This is a genomic window from Serratia montpellierensis, assembly GCF_020858655.1.
Lineage (GTDB): Bacteria > Pseudomonadota > Gammaproteobacteria > Enterobacterales > Enterobacteriaceae > Serratia > Serratia montpellierensis.
This window is the reverse complement of record NZ_VOSN01000001.1, coordinates 75,207-92,819: the sequence shown is the minus strand read 5'-3', so window position 1 is coordinate 92,819 and position 17,613 is coordinate 75,207. Positions and strand designations below refer to the sequence as shown.

General features: G+C 60.1%; 15 protein-coding genes and 4 tRNA genes. 13 read left to right on the top strand and 6 right to left on the bottom strand.

What is annotated here, in order from left to right:
• The first annotated feature begins 60 nt into the window (after positions 1-60).
• The 5 genes from thrP to FUU19_RS00435 all read left to right on the top strand — a co-directional run bounded on the left by thrP (position 61) and on the right by FUU19_RS00435 (position 2,094).
• Positions 61-1,464 carry a bifunctional threonine/serine APC transporter ThrP gene (gene thrP, locus FUU19_RS00455; protein WP_025304867.1) on the top strand — a complete coding sequence of 468 codons (1,404 nt, stop codon included), beginning with the start codon at positions 61-63 and terminating at the stop codon, positions 1,462-1,464.
• A 135-nt stretch (positions 1,465-1,599) separates the two neighbouring features.
• A tRNA-Arg gene (locus FUU19_RS00450) sits at positions 1,600-1,676 on the top strand.
• 63 nt (positions 1,677-1,739) lie between these two features.
• Positions 1,740-1,815, top strand: a tRNA-His gene (locus FUU19_RS00445).
• Between the two features lie 41 nt (positions 1,816-1,856).
• Positions 1,857-1,943, top strand: a tRNA-Leu gene (locus FUU19_RS00440).
• A gap of 74 nt (positions 1,944-2,017) precedes the next feature.
• A tRNA-Pro gene (locus FUU19_RS00435) sits at positions 2,018-2,094 on the top strand.
• 726 nt (positions 2,095-2,820) lie between these two features.
• On the opposite strand, the gene hemY is transcribed toward FUU19_RS00435, so the two are convergent.
• From hemY to hemC, 4 genes are read right to left on the bottom strand one after another with little or no spacing between them, the layout of a single operon-like run.
• Positions 2,821-4,017 carry a protoheme IX biogenesis protein HemY gene (gene hemY, locus FUU19_RS00430; RefSeq protein ID WP_202670236.1) on the bottom strand — a complete coding sequence of 399 codons (1,197 nt, stop codon included), beginning with the start codon at positions 4,015-4,017 and terminating at the stop codon, positions 2,821-2,823.
• A gap of 3 nt (positions 4,018-4,020) precedes the next feature.
• Complete coding sequence (hemX, locus tag FUU19_RS00425) at positions 4,021-5,145, bottom strand: uroporphyrinogen-III C-methyltransferase (RefSeq protein WP_202670237.1); 1,125 nt, start codon at positions 5,143-5,145, stop codon at positions 4,021-4,023.
• Positions 5,146-5,167: 22 nt separating this feature from the next.
• The gene (gene hemD / locus FUU19_RS00420; RefSeq protein WP_141971685.1) at positions 5,168-5,908 is read right to left on the bottom strand and encodes a uroporphyrinogen-III synthase; all 741 of its coding nucleotides are present in this window, start codon (positions 5,906-5,908) and stop codon (positions 5,168-5,170) included.
• The gene (gene hemC / locus FUU19_RS00415; protein WP_060434804.1) at positions 5,905-6,846 is read right to left on the bottom strand and encodes a hydroxymethylbilane synthase; all 942 of its coding nucleotides are present in this window, start codon (positions 6,844-6,846) and stop codon (positions 5,905-5,907) included. Before hemC ends, hemD begins: the two co-directional genes overlap by 4 nt.
• Before the next feature lie 316 nt (positions 6,847-7,162).
• Here hemC and FUU19_RS00410 point away from each other — a divergent pair, with 316 nt between their 5' ends.
• Complete coding sequence (locus tag FUU19_RS00410; protein WP_230489492.1) at positions 7,163-9,715, top strand: class I adenylate cyclase; 2,553 nt, start codon at positions 7,163-7,165, stop codon at positions 9,713-9,715.
• A 36-nt stretch (positions 9,716-9,751) separates the two neighbouring features.
• Here FUU19_RS00410 and cyaY read toward each other — a convergent pair whose 3' ends face one another.
• Complete coding sequence (gene cyaY / locus FUU19_RS00405) at positions 9,752-10,072, bottom strand: iron donor protein CyaY (RefSeq protein ID WP_004934237.1); 321 nt, start codon at positions 10,070-10,072, stop codon at positions 9,752-9,754.
• 78 nt (positions 10,073-10,150) lie between these two features.
• Here cyaY and lptM point away from each other — a divergent pair, with 78 nt between their 5' ends.
• The 6 genes from lptM to uvrD all read left to right on the top strand — a co-directional run bounded on the left by lptM (position 10,151) and on the right by uvrD (position 15,828).
• On the top strand, positions 10,151-10,357 hold the full coding sequence (lptM, locus tag FUU19_RS00400; protein WP_048232385.1) for an LPS translocon maturation chaperone LptM: 207 nt from the start codon (positions 10,151-10,153) through the stop codon (positions 10,355-10,357).
• A gap of 71 nt (positions 10,358-10,428) precedes the next feature.
• The gene (dapF, locus tag FUU19_RS00395; protein ID WP_049200051.1) at positions 10,429-11,253 is read left to right on the top strand and encodes a diaminopimelate epimerase; all 825 of its coding nucleotides are present in this window, start codon (positions 10,429-10,431) and stop codon (positions 11,251-11,253) included.
• Positions 11,250-11,963, top strand: coding sequence for a DUF484 domain-containing protein (locus tag FUU19_RS00390; protein ID WP_038874100.1), 714 nt, complete (start codon positions 11,250-11,252; stop codon positions 11,961-11,963). Before dapF ends, FUU19_RS00390 begins: the two co-directional genes overlap by 4 nt.
• Complete coding sequence (gene xerC, locus FUU19_RS00385) at positions 11,960-12,871, top strand: tyrosine recombinase XerC (RefSeq protein ID WP_060434799.1); 912 nt, start codon at positions 11,960-11,962, stop codon at positions 12,869-12,871. The genes FUU19_RS00390 and xerC overlap by 4 nt, the downstream gene beginning before the upstream one ends.
• Positions 12,871-13,587: a 5-amino-6-(5-phospho-D-ribitylamino)uracil phosphatase YigB gene (gene yigB, locus FUU19_RS00380; RefSeq protein WP_025304873.1), complete on the top strand. Its 717-nt coding sequence runs from the start codon at positions 12,871-12,873 to the stop codon at positions 13,585-13,587. The genes xerC and yigB overlap by 1 nt, the downstream gene beginning before the upstream one ends.
• 78 nt (positions 13,588-13,665) lie before the next feature.
• Positions 13,666-15,828, top strand: coding sequence for a DNA helicase II (gene uvrD, locus FUU19_RS00375; protein WP_230489491.1), 2,163 nt, complete (start codon positions 13,666-13,668; stop codon positions 15,826-15,828).
• A gap of 45 nt (positions 15,829-15,873) precedes the next feature.
• On the opposite strand, the gene FUU19_RS00370 is transcribed toward uvrD, so the two are convergent.
• Entirely contained in the window at positions 15,874-16,347 is a 474-nt protein-coding gene (locus tag FUU19_RS00370; protein WP_025160392.1) for a WbuC family cupin fold metalloprotein, read from the bottom strand.
• Positions 16,348-16,792: 445 nt separating this feature from the next.
• On the opposite strand from FUU19_RS00370, the gene corA reads away from it, so the two are divergent.
• Positions 16,793-17,613 (top strand): magnesium/cobalt transporter CorA (gene corA, locus FUU19_RS00365; RefSeq protein WP_230507052.1); only part of this gene is annotated, 821 nt, incomplete at its 3' end.

The window sequence follows — 17,613 nt, the reverse complement described above, 5'->3', positions numbered from 1 at the left end:
CAATAACGACCGGCAGCGGCCGGCAGGCAAACACAACCCGAGAAAAATTATTGAGGACTTATGGCACACAAAGAGAAACCGCAAGGGCTACACCGGGGCCTTGAGGCCCGGCACATCGAGCTTATCGCTCTGGGGGGCACCATCGGTGTCGGCCTGTTTATGGGGTCGGCCAGTACGCTGAAATGGGCGGGGCCGTCGGTACTGCTGGCCTACATCATCGCCGGGCTGTTCGTGTTCTTTATTATGCGTTCGATGGGGGAGATGCTGTTCCTCGAGCCGGTCGCCGGGTCGTTTGCCGTTTACGCGCATAAATACATGAATCCCTATTTCGGTTACCTGACCGCCTGGGGCTACTGGTTTATGTGGATTGCCGTCGGCATTTCTGAGATCACCGCCATCGGGGTGTATGTGCAGTTCTGGTTCCCGGAAATACCGCAGTGGGTGCCGGCGCTGATCGCCGTGGCGATGGTGGCGCTGGCCAACCTGGCGGCGGTGCGCCTGTACGGTGAGCTGGAGTTCTGGTTCGCCATGATCAAGGTCACCACCATCATCGTGATGATTCTGGTGGGGCTGGGGGTGATCTTCTTCGGCTTCGGCAACGGCGGTGAGCCTATCGGTTTCGCCAATCTGACGGCGCACGGCGGTTTCTTTGCCGGCGGCTGGAAAGGCTTCCTGTTTGCGCTGTGCATCGTGGTGGCGTCCTATCAGGGGGTTGAGCTGGTAGGCATCACCGCCGGGGAAGCCAAGAACCCGCAGGTGACGCTGAAACGCGCGATCAACAATATCCTGTGGCGCATCCTGATCTTCTATGTCGGCGCAATCTTCGTCATCGTGACCATCTTCCCGTGGAACGGCATCGGCACCACCGGCAGCCCGTTCGTGCTGACCTTCGCCAAGATCGGCATCGTCGCCGCCGCCGGCATTATCAACTTTGTGGTGCTGACCGCCGCGCTCTCCGGTTGCAACAGCGGCATGTACAGCGGCGGCCGCATGCTGTACGCCCTGGCCAAGAACCGCCAACTGCCGGCGGCGTTGACCAAGCTTTCCGCCAGCGGCGTGCCGGTGAACTGCATCGCCGTCACCATCGCCTGTCTGCTGGTGGGCTCTGCGCTGAACTACATCATTCCGAATCCGGAGCAGGTGTTCGTCTATGTCTACAGCGCCAGCGTGCTGCCGGGCATGGTGCCGTGGTTTGTGGTGCTGATAAGCCAACTCTATTTCCGCCGCGCTCATAAGGAAGCGATCAAAACCCACAGCTTTAAGTCGATCATGTTCCCGTATGTGAACTATCTGACTATCGCTTTTCTGGTTTGCGTGCTGGTCGGCATGGGAATCAACCCGGATACGCGGATTTCCCTGCTGGTCGGGGCGATTTTCTTAGCCGGCGTCAGCCTGTGCTACTTCGCTTTCGGTATGCACAAGAAACATCATCCGGCTGAAAATCGGGTAGAAACGCGGCAATAAACGGTGAAAAGGGGCTACGGAGTGCGCTTTCCCGCGCAGGAGTGAGCAAAGCGTAATCAAACGCAACATTTCTGCGAAAAAGCACTAGACAGGATTGGTGTAAATCCGTAGTATCCCCTCCCGCAACGGCGCTACGCGCCCGTAGCTCAGCTGGATAGAGCGCTGCCCTCCGGAGGCAGAGGTCTCAGGTTCGAATCCTGTCGGGCGCGCCATTAAGTTTGTGCGCAGGAGCTGCGGTGGTAATATTACCGCGTGAGTAAGAAGAAGTAGTAATGGTGGCTATAGCTCAGTTGGTAGAGCCCTGGATTGTGATTCCAGTTGTCGTGGGTTCGAGTCCCATTAGCCACCCCACTTCCTAACGAAGTGAAGATTTAGCAGTATTTTGTGACAGTGCGAAGGTGGCGGAATTGGTAGACGCGCTAGCTTCAGGTGTTAGTGTCCTTACGGACGTGAGGGTTCAAGTCCCTCTCTTCGCACCACGCAAAATATCTGATAAATATAAGATTTATATGGACAACGGTCTGATAAATCGGGTAGTATCAGCAACACAAATCGGCGAGTAGCGCAGCTTGGTAGCGCAACTGGTTTGGGACCAGTGGGTCGGAGGTTCGAATCCTCTCTCGCCGACCACCATTCGAAAAACCTGCTTTTTAAAGCAGGTTTTTTTTCGTCTGTCGTTTATGAGGATGAGCACCTCCGCAGGCGGTTCGAGCCTCGTGAAATGAAACGAATATCGGCAAGCCCGTGCAGCACTGCGCGGGCTTTTTTGCCTCTCTGGGGGGAGCATCGGGTGCCTGCCTGCAAACGTGTTGGTTTTCAGCGACAATACCATCCGGCGCTGTCGTCAGGTTGAGACAAATAATTCATTGATTTAAAAAGATAAAGCGGGCTTTGACTTAAGTCGTCGTTTCGAGGCGACAACCTGATAAAGACCGCCGGCAAAGAACGCCAGAGAGTGATTTGTGACGGGAAAGGCAAAGTTAAATAAAAAATCAATAATTTCAATGCATTACTATCTATCTTTCTATGTGAGAGCCTCAATTTAAAAGTTGGCACGCCAAGTGCATTATCTATTGCGTAGATGCTCATTCCACCTCTTATGTTCGCCTTAGGCCTCATAAACCCTGGGAATGACGCAGAGCCGATTTAGGGTGCCTATCGCCCACGAGAACGATGACTAACCCGTCATCACGCTCAGGGCAGAACGTTGAGTGAGGCACCGCCCCTGTTGTCCTAGACCTGATTGCTTCTTTATACACTTGCCATGCGGCAAGTGTTTTTTTTGCGCTTCAGAAAACCATTGGGCAAAAAAAAAGCGCGGCATCGGAGCCGCGCTTTTCTCTCTCGGGCAGGGCGTTATTCGCCGCCGTTCTGTTTCAGCGTCAACATCAGCCCCTCACGCCGCATCTGCGCCGCTTCATCCGAACGATGCAGTTTTTCCAGCGTATCGGCCAACCAGGCGTAGTCGTAGGCATCCGGGCGCTGTTTCAGCGCTTCACGGAAGACGTCGGCCGCTTGCTGCCACTCGCCGTGCTTCATCAGCAACTGCCCCAGCGTGCTGTTCAACAGCGGCGTCGCACCGTGTTGCTTCATCTGCTGGCGCAGCGCTTTCTCCAACTGCTCGGGGTTGCCGGACTTCAGCCGCGGCAGCAACAGCACCAGGCGCTCGTCGTATTGGCGCTTCAGGCTGTCGAGCACAATCTCCTGCGCCAGTTCGTGGTCGTTGCATTCGATCAGGTGTTCCACCATCGCGATTTGCAACGGCACTTCGTGACGCGTCTTGCGGCTCTGATCTTTCCACCAGCGCTTCAGGCCTTCGCTGCCTTCGTCCGCCATCGCCTGATTCATCAGCCCGATATAAGCCTGTTGCTGCAAGGCCTGCAGCTGCTCTTCGCTGTGGAGTTCGATTTTACGCATCGACGGCAGCACTTCCAGCAGCGACGCATAGGCACCGGTGCGCAGATAGGCTTGTTCCGCCAGGCGCAGCACTTCCGGATGGCGCGGCGCCTGGTTAAGCAGGCGATCGACGCCGTGGCGCGCGGCGTGATTCTCGCCCTGCGCCAGCTGGATACGAACCCGGGTGATATCCACCGGCAGCTGATCGGTGTCGGCCGCTTCGGCAGCGCGCTCCAGATATTGATTGGTGCGGAAGTCGTCGCCGCGTTGCTGTGCGGCTTCGGCGGCCAGCAGGTAGTTCACCACCGGCTGTTCGGCGTGGTCGGCGTTGCGCGTCATCAGCTTCTCAACCTGCTTGTAGTCGCCTTCCGCCAGCTTGATCAGCGCGGCTTTGGTTTGCTGGCGTGCGCGGGTGCGCTTACGGCCGATAAACCAACCGCGCGTGCGGGCGCCGGTACGGAAGAGACGGCGCAGGATCCACTCGATCGCCAGCAGCACCACGAACAGCAGTACCAGCATGATCACCAGGCCGGTGACGCTGGTTTCGACATTGTAGTTATCGGTCTGGATCAGTACATAGCCCTGATGCCCGGCCAACATCGGCCCGAGCACCACGCTGGCGATCACCACCAGGAACAGAAATAGCACGCGTAACATGGCTTAACCCTCCTGGTGAACGGCAGGGGACTGGGTCATCAGGTTGCGCACCCGGGTCTGCATCACTTTTTCCAGCAGCGGCTGGCTTTTCAGCTGATCCGGCACGTCCATCGAGATCGACTGCTGGCTCAGGCTGTCCAGCTCTTCCAGGAAAGCCTTGGTCGCCGGATCGGTGGTGTCGAAATAGGCGCGCACCCAGGTGGAGACGGTTTCCAGCGATTGCTTGTAGGTCTCGTTCTGGTGGCGCGGGATGGCCTGTGCCGCCACCAGCAGGCGCGAACGGATATTTTCGCGCAGGTAGATGTCCTGGTTCGGCGCCAGCAGCGGTTCGGCGCTGGTGTCGCGGCGGCGGATGGTGATGAAGTCGGCCATGAAATTGCGCCAGCTCTTGGCCAGGTTCTGCCGCCATTCGCCGATCGAGCCGGAAAGCTCGCTGCTGTTTTGATCCATCGGCGCTTCGTCGGTGTCGTTATCTGCCAGGCGCAGGTTATCCACCTGATTGGACAGCTGGTTGACCTTGAGAATGATGCCGTCGTAATCGACCTGGGTCAGCGTGGAAAGCGTGCTGATGTCTTCGGTAATGGCGCGGCGCACGTCGAGCAGGCTGGGATCGTTCATATCCGCCAGGCTAGCGTCGGCGCTTTTCAGCAGCGCGGCGGCGCTGGTGACGTCCTGATCGCTCCAAAGCTTGCGGCCGGCCATTTTCACCAGGAAATCGGCCTGTGCCAGCAGCCAGGTTTTGGCATCGCTACCGGAGATGGTCGCCACTTTTTCCTGCAGTTCGCTCAGCTGGCGCGCCAGATTCGCCTGCTCGCGATCGGCGGCATCCAGGGTTTTACCCTGCTGCTGCAACAGGCCCTCTAGTGCATTTCTTTCCTGCTGTTGGCTCTGCTTCACGCCTTCAAGCTGCTGCTGCAGCGCCTGGTTGGCGGCGATCAGCTGCTGTGCCTGCTGGTGCGTGTGATAATAGCCGCCCGCGCCGAGGGCGATGACCAGCACGATAGCAATCGCGCCGAGCACCGGGCCGGTGTTCTTGCCTTTGCGGCTGGCAGCGGCTGGCTGCTGGGAGCTCTCAACCGCGGTGGTTGGCTCTTCAACCGGGGCGGATGGGGTATTTTGTTCCGTCATAGTGGCACATCCCATAGTCAGATTATTGTAGCGCGCGGATCAGCGCGTCATTATCGGCGTTGTCAGCTACCCGAATCGTACGCCAGCCCAATTCCCGGGCGAGGGTAGCCAGGCGTTCGCTCACTACTACCAGGCGGCAATGCAGCAGCCATGAAGAACGATAGTAATCAGGAACTAAAGTATAGAGCTGTTGTAACATTTCACCGCTGGTCACCACCAGCGTATCCACACCGGCGCGCTGCCAGTGGGCGCTTTGCTCGCTGCCGTCGTAGTGCACCGGGCTGCGTTGATAGCATTCATAATAGCTGACGTCGGCGCCGCGCTCGCTCAGCGTCGACCCCAACAGTTCGCGGCCACCGTTGCCGCGTAAAATCAGCGCGCGTTTGCCCGCCAGCTTTTGCAGCGCCGGCAGCAGCAGCAGCGTTTCGCTGATTTCGCGTTCGCGCGGGTATTCCACCGGCAAACTGCTGATACGGTGCAGCGCCAGCCCGGTGGTGCGACCGATGGCGTAATACGCCAGGTGCGCGGGCCAGCTCAACCCGGCACGGCCGATGACCGAATCGGCATAGTTCACCGAATGTTGCGACAGTACGAATACCAGATCGCCGGCGCTAAGCTGCTGCAACGCCTGCGGCAGCTGCGGCAGATCGTTGCCGGGGGCGAAGTCGATCAGCGGTGCATGATAGGCAACCCGGCCGAGTGCGCGCAGCCGGCTCACTAACTGCTCGCCCGAAGGCGATGGGCGGGTTACCAGGATCGTCATGCCGGCGGGTTTCCCTGGTAAACCTCACGCAGGATCTCGCGCGCGCCGCGCGCCAGCAGTTCTTCCGCCAGCTCAACGCCCATCCGTTCGGCCTCGGCGGCCGGGCCGCGGCGTTCGCCGCGCACCATCTGGCTGCCGTCCGGGGCACCGACCAGGGCACGCAGCCACAGGCTGTCGCCTTCCAGTTCGGCATAGCTGCCGATCGGCACCTGGCAGCCGCCTTCCAGACGGGTGTTCATCGCCCGTTCGGCACGCACGCGGGTTTCGGTAGCCGCATGGTTCAGCGGCGCCAGCAGCGCGCGGGTGACGCTGTCGTCAAGGCGGCATTCAATGCCGACCGCACCCTGACCGACCGCCGGCAGGCACTCTTCAGCGCTCAACGGGCTGCGGATGCGTTGCTCCAGCCCCAGGCGTTTCAGGCCGGCCACCGCCAGAATAATCGCGTCGTAGTCGCCGTTGTCCAGCTTGGCCAGGCGAGTGCCGACATTGCCGCGCAGGTCGCGCACGATCAGGTCCGGGCGGCGTTCACGCAGCTGGCACTGGCGGCGCAGGCTGGAAGTGCCGACCACGCTGCCCTGCGGCAGTTGATCGAGCGAGGCGAAACGGTTGGAAACAAAAGCGTCGCGCGGATCTTCGCGTTCGCAAATGGTGGTCAAACCGAGGCCGGCAGGGAAATCGACCGGCACGTCTTTCATCGAGTGCACGGCGATGTCGGCGCGGCCTTCCAGCAACGCCAGCTCGAGTTCTTTAACAAACAGGCCTTTACCGCCGACTTTCGCCAGCGGCGTATCCAGAATAACGTCGCCGCGCGTGACCATCGGCACCAACTCGACCTGCAGGCCGGGATGGCTGGCCATCAGACGTTGCTGCACATAATGTGCTTGCCAAAGTGCAAGCGGGCTTTGTCGGGTGGCAATTCGAATAATTTTGTCTAACATGCTTGTTACCGTTTTTATATTTCGCCATCCATCCTACCACTGAGAGCCAATACTGTCAGTGCAAGAAGCCGGAGGCGGAAAAAGGACAACGGAATCAAAGGGACGTGTGATGTGCTTTGGGGCAGTTAACACTGCGGGTAAATCGTTTAGGGAAGCGCTACAATAATTGTGAAGCGTTACCTCCTTTACGGTCAATCAGCAAGGTGTTAAATTGATCACGTTTCCAGCAATAAGTCGCCAAATATTCTTCTTACACTAACGGCGCTTATGGAATACGGGTTTTTTTCTAAACACCGGGATAATCAGGCGAGACGTCTTGTACCTCTACATCGAGACATTGAAGCAGAGACTGGATGCGATCAATCAGCTACGCGTCGATCGCGCCCTAGCGGCTATGAAGCCCGCGTTTCAACGGGTATACAGTCTGCTGCCCACCTTACTGCACCACCACCACCCGCTGATGCCGGGTTACCTGAACGGTAACGTTCCCCACGGCATTTGCCTCTACACGCCTGATGAAACTCAACAAGATTACCTGAACGATTTAGAAGACAAATGGGGCAGCCCGTTTGACAAACCGGCCAGCGGCGAGCTGCCGATCACTGGCGTCTACTCGATGGGCAGCACCTCGTCTATCGGCCAAAGCTGCAGCTCGGATCTCGACATCTGGGTCTGCCACCAGTCCTGGCTGGACAACGAAGAACGCACCCGCCTGCAGCAAAAATGCAGCCTGCTTGAGAAGTGGGCCGCCTCGATGGGGGTGGAAGTCAGCTTCTTCCTGATCGACGAAAACCGCTTCCGCCATAATGAAAGCGGCAGCCTGGGTGGCGAAGACTGCGGCTCGACGCAGCATATCCTGTTGCTCGACGAATTTTACCGCACCGCGGTGCGCCTGGCCGGCAAACGCATCCTGTGGAACATGGTGCCGGGCGAAGAAGAAGCGCACTACGATGAATACGTGCTGTCGCTGTACGTGCAGGGCGCGCTGACGCCGAACGAGTGGCTGGATCTCGGCGGCCTGAGTTCGCTGTCGGCGGAAGAGTACTTCGGCGCCAGCCTGTGGCAGCTGTACAAGAGCATCGATTCGCCTTACAAGGCGGTGCTGAAGACCCTGCTGCTGGAAGCCTATTCCTGGGAATACCCCAATACCCAACTGCTGGCGACGGACATCAAACACCGCCTGCATCAGGGCGAGATCGTCAGCTTCGGGCTCGACGCCTACTGCATGATGCTCGAGCGCGTGACCCGCTACCTGACCGACATCAATGACACCACCCGCCTCGATCTGGCCCGCCGCTGTTTCTACCTGAAAGTGTGTGAAAAGCTGTCGCTGGCCAAGGCCTGCGTCGGCTGGCGGCGCGAGATCCTCAGCCAGCTGGTCAGCGAGTGGGGCTGGAGCGAAGAGCGCCTGGCGATGCTGGACAACCGCGCCAACTGGAAAATCGAACGGGTGCGCGAAGCGCATAACGAACTGCTCGACGCGATGATGCAGAGCTACCGCAACCTGATCCGTTTCGCCCGCCGCAACAACCTCAGCGTCAGCGCCAGCCCGCAGGATATCGGCGTGCTGACCCGCAAACTGTATGCGGCGTTCGAAGCGCTGCCCGGCAAGGTGACGCTGGTGAACCCGCAGATCTCACCGGACCTGTCGGAAAACGATTTAACCTTTATTCACGTGCCGGTTGGCCGCGCCAACCGCACCGGCTGGTACCTGTATAATCAGGCACCGGCCATGGATTCGATCGTCAGCCATCAGCCGCTGGAATATAACCGCTACCTGAACAAGCTGGTGGCCTGGGCCTATTTCAACGGCCTGCTGACGCCGCAGACCCGCCTGCACATCAAAAGCGGCAACCTGTGCGACACCGCCAAACTGCAGGAACTGGTGGCCGACGTTTCTCATCACTTCCCGCTGCGCCTGCCGGCGCCAACGCCGAAAGCGCTGTACAGCCCGTGTGAGATCCGGCATTTGGCGATCATCGTCAATCTGGAAAACGATCCGACCGCCGCCTTCCGTAATCAGGTAGTACACTTCGATTTCCGCAAGCTGGACGTGTTCAGCTTTGGCCAGCAGCAGCAGTGTCTGGTGGGCAGCATCGATCTGCTGTACCGCAACTCCTGGAACGAAGTGCGCACCCTGCATTTCAGCGGCGAGCAGTCGGTGCTGGAAGCGTTGAAAACCATTCTCGGCAAAATGCACCAGGATGCCGCGCCGCCGGAGTCGGTGGAGGTGTTCTGCTACAGCCAGCACCTGCGCGGCCTGATCCGCACCCGTATCCAGCAGCTGGTGTCGGAGTGCATCGAGCTGCGCCTGTCCAGCACTCGCCTGGAACCCGGCCGCTTCAAGGCGGTGCGCGTCGCCGGGCAGACCTGGGGGCTGTTCTTCGAGCGCTTGAGCGTGTCGGTGCAAAAGTTGGAAAATGCGGTGGAGTTCTACGGCGCGATCTCCAACAACAAGCTGCACGGCCTGTCTATCAAGGTGGAAACCGATCAGGTGCATCTGCCGCCGGTGGTGGATGGTTTCGCCAGCGAGGGGATCATCCAGTTCTTCTTCGAAGACACCTCAGACGACAAGGGCTTCAACATCTATATTCTGGACGAGTCGAATCGGGTGGAGGTGTATCACCACTGCGAGGGCAGTAAGGAGGAGCTGGTGCGCGACGTCAGCCGCTTCTACTCCTCTTCGCACGATCGCTTCACCTACGGCTCCAGCTTCATCAACTTCAACCTGCCGCAGTTTTATCAGATTGTGCAGCTCGACGGGCGCACGCAGGTGATCCCGTTCCGCAGCAACGTGCTGTCCAGCCTGTGCGTGACGGTGGCCGACGGCGCCGCTCAGCCGCTGAAACAGCAGTTCCAGCTGCATTGACGCCGCAAGGGCTCGGTTGCCGAGCCCTGCTTAGCCTCAGGAAAAATGCAGTTCCTCGCCGGCCTGCGCGCTGGCCGCTTCGCTGAGCAGCTGATAAAACGGCTGCCCGCTGCGATCGCATAGCCAAACGCCGTCGCGGTAGTTGAAGTGGTAACCGCCGGCCTTGGTGGCGAGCCACACCTGGTGCAGCGGCTCCTGGCGGTTGATGACGATTTTGGTGCCGTTTTCGAAGCTCAGCGTCATTACGCCGCCATTGGTTTCGTAATCGATGTCCGCATCGCCGTCAAAATCGTCCAGTGTCTCTTCAATATTCAGCATCAGCTGGTCGGCCAACTGATGAAACTCGCTGTCGTTCATATTCAATTCCTATTGCTTTTCATGATCCACCTGCGATTATAGAGACCTTGGACGCATGAATTACAGGCATTAATGCAAATGAAAAAACAACTACGCTATGCGCTGATGGCAGTTCTGCTTACCGGCCTCGCCGGCTGTGGTCTGAAGGGCCCGCTTTACTTCCCACCTGCCGATTCCGCCGGCCAAAAACCGGCCAAGCCGCCGGTGCAAACGGGCGATCAGGTGCAAAAGAACCAGCAGGAGCAGTCTGGCTCTCAGCAAAAACCGTCGATGGTCGACCAGTAACACCCTGTTTGCGGTGGCCAGCGCCGCCGCAAAATCAAGACGGATAGCGCGTCCAGATAGCGGAGTATGATATGCAGTTCTCCAAAATGCACGGTCTGGGCAACGACTTTATGGTGGTCGATGCCGTTACACAGAATGTCTATTTTTCACCTGAGCTGATCCGCCGGCTGGCCGATCGGCACCTGGGCGTCGGCTTTGACCAGATGCTGGTGGTAGAACCGCCTTACGATCCCGAGCTGGATTTTCACTACCGAATTTTTAACGCCGACGGCAGCGAAGTGGCGCAGTGCGGCAACGGCGCGCGTTGCTTCGCGCGTTTCGTACGGCTGAAAGGGCTGACCAACAAGCGCGACATCCGCGTCAGCACCCAAACCGGGCGCATGGTGCTCAGCGTCACCGACGACGATCTGGTGTGCGTCAACATGGGCGAGCCGAATTTCGACCCGCAGGCGGTGCCGTTCCGCGCCGCCAAGGCCGAAAAGACCTACATCATGCGCGCGGCGGAACAGACCGTGCTGTGCGGCGTGGTGTCGATGGGCAACCCGCATTGTGTTTTGCAGGTGGATGATGTAAAAACCGCCAAGGTGGAGCTGCTCGGGCCGGTGCTGGAAGGGCATGAGCGCTTCCCGGAACGGGCCAACATCGGCTTTATGCAGGTGGTCAGCCGCGATCACATCAAGCTGCGCGTTTACGAGCGCGGCGCCGGCGAAACGCAGGCCTGCGGCAGCGGCGCCTGTGCGGCGGTGGCGGTGGGGATCCAACAGGAATTGCTGTCAGAAGAGGTGCATGTAGAACTGCCGGGCGGCAGCCTGCATATTCGCTGGAAAGGGCCGGGCAACCCGCTGTTTATGACCGGTCCGGCAACCCATGTCTATGACGGATTTATTCATCTATGAAAAGCGTAGAAGAACAGAGCGTCGCCGGCCTGGCGCTGGATGACGACACCGTGATGCAGTATCTGCTGCAGAACCCGGATTTCTTTATTCGCAACGCACGCCAGGTTGAGCAGATGCGCGTGCCGCACCCGGTACGCGGCACCGTTTCGCTGGTGGAATGGCATCTGGCCCGCCAGCGCAATCACATCGAACGGCTGGAAGAAGAGATCACGCTGTTGATGGAACAGGCCAGCGCCAACGAAGGGCTGTTCGCCCGGTTGCTGCACCTGCAGGCCGATTTGGCCACCGCCGACAGCCTGCAGGACATGCTCAATCGGCTGCAGCGCTGGGCGCGCGGCTTCGGTTTAGCCGGCGCCACGGTGCGCCTGTTCGCCGAACGCTGGAAGATCGGCGCACCTTCCGACTTCACCCACCTGGCGCTGACGCGTTCGGCGTTCGAGCCGTTCCGCATTCAGCGGCTGGGCAGCGAACAACACTACCTCGGTGGTCTGAACGGCCCCGAACTGCTGCTGCTGTTGCCGCAGGCCAAACAGATTGGCCAGATTGGCTCGGTGGCGCTGTCGATGCTGGGCGACGACGGCGAACTGGGCATGGTGATCTTCAGCAGCCGCGATACGCAACACTATCAGCAGGGCATGGGCACGGTGATGCTCAATCAACTGGCGCGCATGCTGCCGGAACTGCTGGAACGCTGGGTCGAACGCGCATGACGCCGATTGCGCCCAGCCTGCAGCAGCCGGTGGACGCGTTTCTGCGTTATCTCAAGGTAGAACGCCAACTCAGCCCGCTGACGCAGCTCAGCTATTCACGCCAGCTGGCGGCGCTGATGCGCCTGGCGCAGGAGATTGGCGTCACCGACTGGGTGGCGCTGGATGCCGCCCGGGTGCGCATGCTGGCGGCGCGCAGCAAACGCGCCGGCCTGCAGTCCGCCAGCCTGGCGCTGCGGCTTTCTTCGCTGCGCAGTTTCCTCGACTGGCTGGTCAGCCAGGGCGTATTGCACGCCAACCCCGCCAAGGGCATCCGCACGCCGCGCAGCGGCCGCCATCTGCCGAAAAACATCGACGTCGATGAAATGAACCAGCTGCTGGAGATCGATCTCAACGATCCGCTGGCGGTGCGCGATCGCGCCATGCTGGAGGTGATGTACGGCGCCGGCCTGCGCCTCTCCGAGCTGGTGGGGCTGGATTGTCGTCATGTCGATATGGCCGCCGGCGAGGTGTGGGTGATGGGGAAAGGCAGCAAAGAGCGCAAATTGCCGATCGGGCGCACCGCCGTCACCTGGCTGGAACACTGGCTGGCGATGCGCGATCTGTTCGGGCCGGAAGATGACGCGATGTTCCTGTCCAATCAGGGGCGGCGCATCTCGACGCGCAACGTGCAAAAGCGCTTCGCCGAGTGGGGCGTGAAACAGGGCGTCAACAGCCATATTCACCCGCACAAGCTGCGCCACTCCTTCGCCACCCACATGCTGGAGTCCAGCGGCGATCTGCGCGCGGTGCAGGAACTGCTCGGCCACGCCAACCTGACCACCACGCAAATTTATACCCACCTCGACTTTCAACATCTGGCGAACGTGTACGATGCCGCGCATCCGCGTGCCAAACGGGGGAAATCCTGATGCATTTTTATCGCCCGCTGCGCCCGCTGGCGGCGCTGACTTTCGATCTGGACGACACGCTGTATGATAACCGTCCGGTGATCCGGCAAACCGAACAACAATCGGTGGCCTTCCTGCAGAGTTATCACCCCGGCCTGAGCAGCTTTCAGTCGGCGGATTTTCATCGCCTGCGTCAGGAGCTGCGCGAGCAGGAGCCGGAGATCTACCATGACGTCACCCAGTGGCGCTGGCGCGCCATTCATCTGGCGCTGAGCCGGCAGGGGCTGCGCGACGCCGAAGCGGCGATCGGGGCCGATGCGGCGATGCAGAACTTCGCGCTGTGGCGCAGCCGCATCGAGGTGCCGGAAGCGACCCACGCCACGCTGAAGGCGTTGGCCGCGCGCTACCCGCTGGTGGCGATCACCAACGGCAACGTCGATCCGTCGCTATGCGGCCTGGACGGTTATTTCCAGTTCGTGTTGCGCTCCGGGCCGGACGGGCGCGCCAAGCCGTACCAGGACATGTACCACCTGGCCGTTGAGCGGCTGGGCGTGGCGCCCGAGCAGATCCTGCACGTGGGCGACGATCTGACTACCGACGTCGCCGGCGCGCTGCGCGCGGGGCTGCAGGCCTGTTGGATCAACGATCGGCAACGCTGCCTGATGCAGGCTGCCGACAGCCGCTTGCTGCCGCATATTGAGATTTCGCAGTTGGCATCGCTGACAGCATTGTTATAATCCCTGCCAGAACTCTGTATAAATTTCCAGTGAAAAACCCGTCACCGGCGGGTTTTCCCTTAACCATTAGTGGTGCCTATGGACGTCTCCGATCTGCTCGACAGCCTGAATGAAAAACAACGTGAAGCCGTGGCGGCGCCGCGCAGCAACCTGTTGGTTCTGGCCGGGGCGGGCAGCGGCAAGACGCGGGTACTGGTGCATCGCATCGCCTGGCTGCTGTCGGTGGAGAACTGTTCGCCGTATTCGATCATGGCGGTGACCTTCACCAACAAGGCGGCGGCGGAAATGCGCCACCGTATCGAACATCTGATCGGCACCAGCCAGGGCGGCATGTGGATCGGCACCTTCCACGGCCTGGCGCATCGTCTGCTGCGCGCCCACCACCTGGAAGCCAACCTGCCGCAGGATTTCCAGATCCTCGACAGCGACGACCAGCTGCGGCTGCTCAAGCGCATCATCAAGGCGCTGAACGTCGATGAGAAGCAGTGGCCGCCGCGTCAGGCGATGTGGTACATCAACGGCAAGAAAGACGAGGGCCTGCGCCCGCAGCACGTCGAGACCTACAACAACCCGGTAGAGGCCACCTGGCTGCGCATCTATCAGGCCTATCAGGAAGCCTGCGATCGCGCCGGGCTGGTGGATTTCGCCGAGCTGCTGCTGCGCGCGCACGAGCTGTGGCTGAACAAGCCGCATATCCTCAACCACTACCGCGAACGTTTCACCAACGTGCTGGTGGACGAATTCCAGGATACCAACAGCATCCAGTACGCCTGGATCCGTCTGCTGGCGGGCGGCAACAGCAACGTGATGATCGTCGGCGACGACGATCAGTCGATCTACGGCTGGCGCGGCGCGCAGGTGGAAAATATCCAGCGCTTCCTGAAGGACTTCCCCGGCGCAGAAACCATCCGCCTGGAGCAGAACTACCGTTCCACCAGCAACATCCTGAAAGCGGCCAACACCCTGATCGCCAACAACGACGGGCGCATGGGCAAAAACCTGTGGACCGAAGGCGGCGAAGGCGAACCGATTTCCCTCTACTGCGCCTTCAACGAACTCGACGAAGCGCGCTTCGTGGTTAACCGCATCAAGACCTGGCAGGACAACGGCGGCTCGCTGAACGACTGCGCTATCCTGTACCGCAGCAACGCCCAGTCGCGGGTGCTGGAAGAGGCGCTGTTGCAGACGGCGATGCCGTACCGCATCTACGGTGGCCAGCGCTTCTTCGAACGCCAGGAAATCAAGGATGCGCTGGCTTACCTGCGCCTTATCTCCAACCGCAACGACGATGCGGCCTTCGAGCGCGTGGTCAATACCCCGACGCGCGGCATCGGCGATCGCACCCTCGACGTGGTGCGCCAGGCGGCGCGCGATCGCCAGCTGACGCTGTGGCAGGCGACGCGCGAGCTGATGCAGGACAAGGTGTTGGCCGGCCGCGCCGCGTCGGCGCTGCAGCGCTTTATCGAACTGGTGGAATCGCTGGCGCATGAAACCGCCGACATGCCGCTGCACGTGCAGACCGACCGCGTGATCCGCGACTCCGGGCTGTTCATCATGTATGAGCAGGAAAAGGGCGAAAAGGGGCAGGCGCGCATCGAAAACCTCGAGGAGCTGGTGACGGCGACGCGTCAGTTCAGCTATCAGGAAGAAGATCAGGATCTGATGCCGCTGCAGGCATTCCTGTCGCATGCGGCGCTGGAAGCGGGCGAAGGCCAGGCCGACGCTTACCAGGATGCGGTGCAGCTGATGACCCTGCACTCGGCCAAGGGGTTGGAGTTCCCGCTGGTGTTTATCGTCGGCATGGAAGAAGGCATGTTCCCGAGCCAGATGTCGCTGGATGAAGGCGGCCGTCTGGAGGAGGAGCGTCGTCTGGCCTATGTGGGCGTAACGCGCGCCATGCAGAAGCTGACGCTGACCTACGCCGAAACGCGCCGTCTGTACGGCAAAGAGGTTTACCATCGGCCGTCGCGCTTTATCGGCGAGCTGCCGGAAGAGTGCGTGGAAGAAGTGCGCCTGCGCGCCAGCGTATCGCGCCCGGTCAATCACCGCCGCATGGGCACGCCGATCAGCGAGAACGATACCGGCTACAAGCTGGGCCAGCGCGTGCGCCATCCCAAGTTTGGCGAAGGCACCATCGTCAATCTGGAGGGCAGCGGCGAGCACAGCCGGCTGCAGATCGCTTTCCCGGGCGAGGGCATCAAGTGGCTGGTGGCGGCCTACGCTCGCCTGGAAACGGTATAAAGAGCGGGGAGAGTTGCAGGGGCAGGCCCCTGCAATCGTTCATTATCAGTGAGGGTAGCGATCGCCGACCTGCGCGGTGGCATACCAGCGCATCACCGCTTCGGTGCCTTCGCCGCCTTCCTGCGGTGCCCATTGCATGCAGTCCTCTTCGGTCAGCGCCTGATACGGGCCCTGCTTCACTTCGAACACCACGCCGCCGGCATCGACCGACAGCACCGCATGCCAGGTAAATGCCGGCATCTCCAGCACTTTGGTTTCTTCGCCGAGCAGGGTGCGCTGCGTGACGACGCCGTCATCGTTGAACTGCAACACGACAAAACGACCGCGCAGCGGCGTCAGCAGCTCCCAGGTTTGCGGGTGGCGGTGCGGGCGGATATAGGTGCCGGGCTCCATGGCGATCGCCAGGCGTTGCACCGGGTCGCTCAACTCTTCGTGTAAGGTGCGGTGCGCGCGCAGGCGGGCCACGCTGGCGGCCTGTTCGCTCATCGCGGTCAGTTCATGGGCGGTAATCTGTTTCATCATTTAAATCCGCATGCTTGTCGTACCATTAGGGTGACGTCATCTTAACAACATTCTTGGTGGCGGTAAGCGATCGCCGCGACTTTTTCAGCACGGTTTAAGCGCCATTTTTACCATTGATCATCGTGATGATTTGTTGCGCAATTATCCCGCCTAACGTGTTGACAGGCTTTTTCCTCTCGGCGTAACATGCGCGCACTATTATCATTGAGGACAGACGCCTTGGACACACCCAGTAGATACTGGCTCACTGACCTGCGCCGCAGGTATAACTTCTAAGGCTCTCCGTTTTTGCTGATAGCCTTCGTGGTTGTCGGCGACCCCGCAAAGCGTCGCTATGAGTCAGATCTCTTCATGGTCTGAAACAAATCGGTGATACGCATCCCCTCTGTTTCTGTGCTTCAACGCGTTGTCCGCACCCGTTACCTTCACGGAGTTTTGGCACATGCTGAGCGCTTTTAAATTAGATAACCGCCGCTTGTCCCGTCTGGAGCTGGACGACTCGGATGATCTCACGTCATCGCTGTGGGTTGATCTGGTCGAGCCGGAAGAGGGCGAGCGTGAGCGCGTGCAGAATGAGCTGGGACAAAGCTTGGCGACGCGTCCCGAGCTGGACGACATCGAAGCCTCCGCCCGTTTCTTCGAAGACGAAGACGGTCTGCATATCCACTCCTTCTTCTACTTTGAAGATGCGGAAGATCACGCCGGCAACTCCACGGTGGCCTTCACCATCCGCGACGGCCGCCTGTATACCCTGCGCGAGCGTGAACTGCCGGCGTTTCGCCTGTACCGCATGCGCGCCCGCAACCAGACCATGCTCGAAGGCAACGCCTACGAACTGCTGCTGGATCTGTTCGAAACCAAGATTGAACAGCTGGCGGACGAGATAGAGAACATCTACAGCGATCTGGAACAGCTCAGCCGAGTGATCATGGAAGGGCATCAGGGCGACGAATACGACGCCGCGCTATCGACGCTGGCGGAGCTGGAAGATATCGGCTGGAAGGTGCGTTTGTGTCTGATGGATACCCAGCGCGCGCTCAACTTCCTGGTGCGCAAGGCGCGTCTGCCGACCGGCCAGCTAGAGCAGGCGCGTGAAGTGCTGCGCGACATCGAATCCCTGCTGCCGCACAACGAATCGCTGTTCCAGAAGGTGAACTTCCTGATGCAGGCGGCGATGGGCTTCATCAATATCGAACAGAACCGCATCATCAAGATCTTCTCGGTGGTGTCGGTGGTGTTCCTGCCGCCAACGCTGGTGGCCTC